The organism is Candidatus Proelusimicrobium excrementi (genome assembly GCF_937881865.1).
GTDB classification, from domain to species: Bacteria; Elusimicrobiota; Elusimicrobia; order Elusimicrobiales; family Elusimicrobiaceae; genus Proelusimicrobium; species Proelusimicrobium excrementi.
On record NZ_CALGEO010000038.1, the window covers coordinates 1 to 2,893 of the forward strand.

Consider the following 2,893-nt stretch of genomic DNA (forward strand, 5'->3'; position numbering starts at 1 on the left):
GTCCCACTTGGACGAAGACGGTATAATTATTCCGTCAACGGTCGTGGGCCCCGGCGATATTTTGGTCGGTAAAGTAACCCCGAAAGGCGAGCAGCAGCTCACCCCGGAAGAAAGACTTTTGAAGGTAATCTTCGGCAAGAAAGCCGATGACGTCGTCGACGCTTCCTTGAGGGTTCCTCCCGGCACTACCGGCAAAGTAATCGGCACAAGGGTTTTTGTCCGCAAGGAAAAATTATCCAAAGCCGAAGAAAAAGCCAAGCTTAAAGCTCTCGACGCCGAAATGCAGCATAATTTGGAAACTTTGAAAGAGCAAAAAGCCCGCGCCCTTGAGTATGTAAGAAATACGGTAAAAGGCGCCAATTTGAAAAAAGCGGAAGATTCAATGCTCAATCTTTACAAGCTGCTTGAAAAACGCTTGCTTGAGCATTATGAAAGGGAAAAAGACTTCTCCTCCAAAGGCGACGAATTGCCGGTTACGGTAAACAAGTCGGTAAAAGTTTTCATAGCCTCCAAACGCAAAGTACAGGTGGGCGATAAACTTTCCGGACGCCACGGTAACAAAGGCGTTGTAGCCAGAATCCTGCCGGAAGAAGATATGCCTTTCCTGCCGGACGGCACTCCGCTTGACGTAGTTTTGTCCCCGTTGGGTATTCCGTCAAGGATGAACGTCGGCCAGCTTTTTGAAACGATGTTAGGCTGGGCGGCTCATCACTTAAACATCAATACCGCTACGCCGGTATTTGACGGCCCGACCGAAGAAGAAGTAAAAGAACAGGTCCGCAAAGCCAAAGACGCTTTAAGAGCCAAAGGCGTACCGGAGAAATATCTCCCCGACGATTACTGCCGCATTACTCTTTACGACGGCAGAACCGGCGAGCCTTTTGCCGAAAAAGTAACTATCGGTTATATGTATATCATGAAGCTTATTCACTTGGTTGAAGATAAGGTTCACTCAAGGTCAACCGGTCCTTACAGCTTGATAACTAGGCAGCCTTTGGGCGGTAAAGCTCAGTTCGGCGGACAGAGATTCGGTGAAATGGAAGTCTGGGCCATTGAAGGCTACGGCGCCACTTACACCTTGCAGGAATTTTTAACCGTCAAATCGGACGATTTCGTCGGCAGAACCAAAATGTACGAATCCATAGTAAAAGGCGAGCTGCCCAGCCAACCGGGCGTTCCGGAATCGTTTAAAGTGCTTGTAAAAGAACTTCAGGCATTGGGCGTAAGCGTGGAATTGCTTAAAGAACATACGGAAGAAGAGCAAAAAACCGAAGACGCCAAAAAAGAAGAAGCAGCAGCTAAATAGTGGAGAGATAAAATGTTTGATGTATCAAATAATAACACAAAAAAAACAAAGAAATTAGGCGAACTCAACTTTTTTGATTTCGACGCTATCAAGTTAGGTATTGCCAGCCCCGAGCAGATTTTATCCTGGTCGAGCGGCGAGGTTAAAAAACCGGAAACTATCAATTACAGGACTTTAAAACCGGAACGGGACGGCTTGTTCTGCGAGCGCATTTTCGGCCCTACGAAGGACTATGAATGCTCCTGCGGAAAATACCGCTGGGTAAAATTCAAAGGTATGTGCTGCGACCGCTGTGGCGTCGAAATAACCGAAGCCAAAGTCCGCCGCGAAAGAATGGGCCATATCGAGCTTGCCGTTCCTGTCGCGCATGTTTGGTTTTTAAGGAAGACTCCTTCCAGAATCGGTATCCTTTTGGATATGAAAACCTCCGATTTGGAGCGTATCGTATACTATGCCAGCTATGTCGTGCTGGAAGATACGATTGACTCCGTAACCGGCAGGACCGACTTCAAAAAAGGCGATCTTTTGACCGACGGCCAAGTCCGCGAAGCCAGAAAGAAACACGGCGCACGCCTTAAAGTAGGCATCGGCGCGCCCGCCATAAAAGAACTTTTGGCCGGCATTGATTTTGACAAAGAAATCCCCGCTTTGCACTTGGAACTTAAAGAAACGCAGAGCGAACTTGAAAGAAGCAAATTAATCCGCCGCATAAAAACGATGGAAGAATTTAAAGAAAGCGGCAACAGGCCGGAGTGGATGATTATGTCCGTCCTGCCGGTAATTCCGCCGGATTTGAGGCCTTTGGTTCCGCTCGACGGCGGCAGATTTGCGGCTTCGGACTTGAACGATTTATACAGAAGAATCATCAACAGAAACAACCGCTTAAAACACATTGAATCCTTAAGGGCGCCGGAAGTAATGATTTATAATGAAAAACGCCTCTTGCAGGAAGCCGTTGACGCTTTGATTGAAAACGGCGCGCGCGGCAAGGTGTTTTTGGGTGCGGGCGGCAGGCCGCTTAAATCCCTTTCCGACGTTATCAAAGGTAAACACGGACGTTTCCGCCAAAACCTTTTGGGTAAACGCGTCGACTATTCCGGCCGTTCCGTAATCATCGTAGGTCCGAACCTTAAATTGCATCAGTGCGGTTTGCCGAAGCTTATGGCTTTGGAGCTTTTCAAACCTTTTATCATAGGCGAACTTATGAAAAAGGACGGCATTACCCTTAAAGCCGCCAAGAAGATGCTTGAACGCGTCCGCCCGGAAATTTGGGATATTTTGGAAAAAGTAACCAAAAATCACCCGGTGCTTTTAAACCGCGCTCCTACGCTTCACAGATTGGGTATTCAGGCTTTTGAACCGGTGCTTATCGAAGGTAAAGCCATACAGCTTCATCCTTTAACCTGCGCCGCTTTCAACGCTGACTTCGACGGTGACCAAATGGCGGTACACGTACCACTATCACCAGAAGCACAATCTGAAGCAAAATTCTTGATGCTTGCATCAAACAACCTACTTAAACCACAAGATGGTAAAGCAGTTACAGTACCCTCTCAAGATATGATACTAGGAAGCTACTACTTAACA

General features: G+C 47.5%; 2 pseudogenes. Both read left to right on the forward strand.

Features of this window, described 5'->3' with window-relative positions:
- Nucleotides 1–1,306: pseudogene (locus ACQY26_RS02075) on the forward strand (DNA-directed RNA polymerase subunit beta); the annotation flags it as partial.
- Between the two features lie 12 nt (nt 1,307–1,318).
- Nucleotides 1,319–2,893: pseudogene (locus ACQY26_RS02080) on the forward strand (DNA-directed RNA polymerase subunit beta'); the annotation flags it as partial.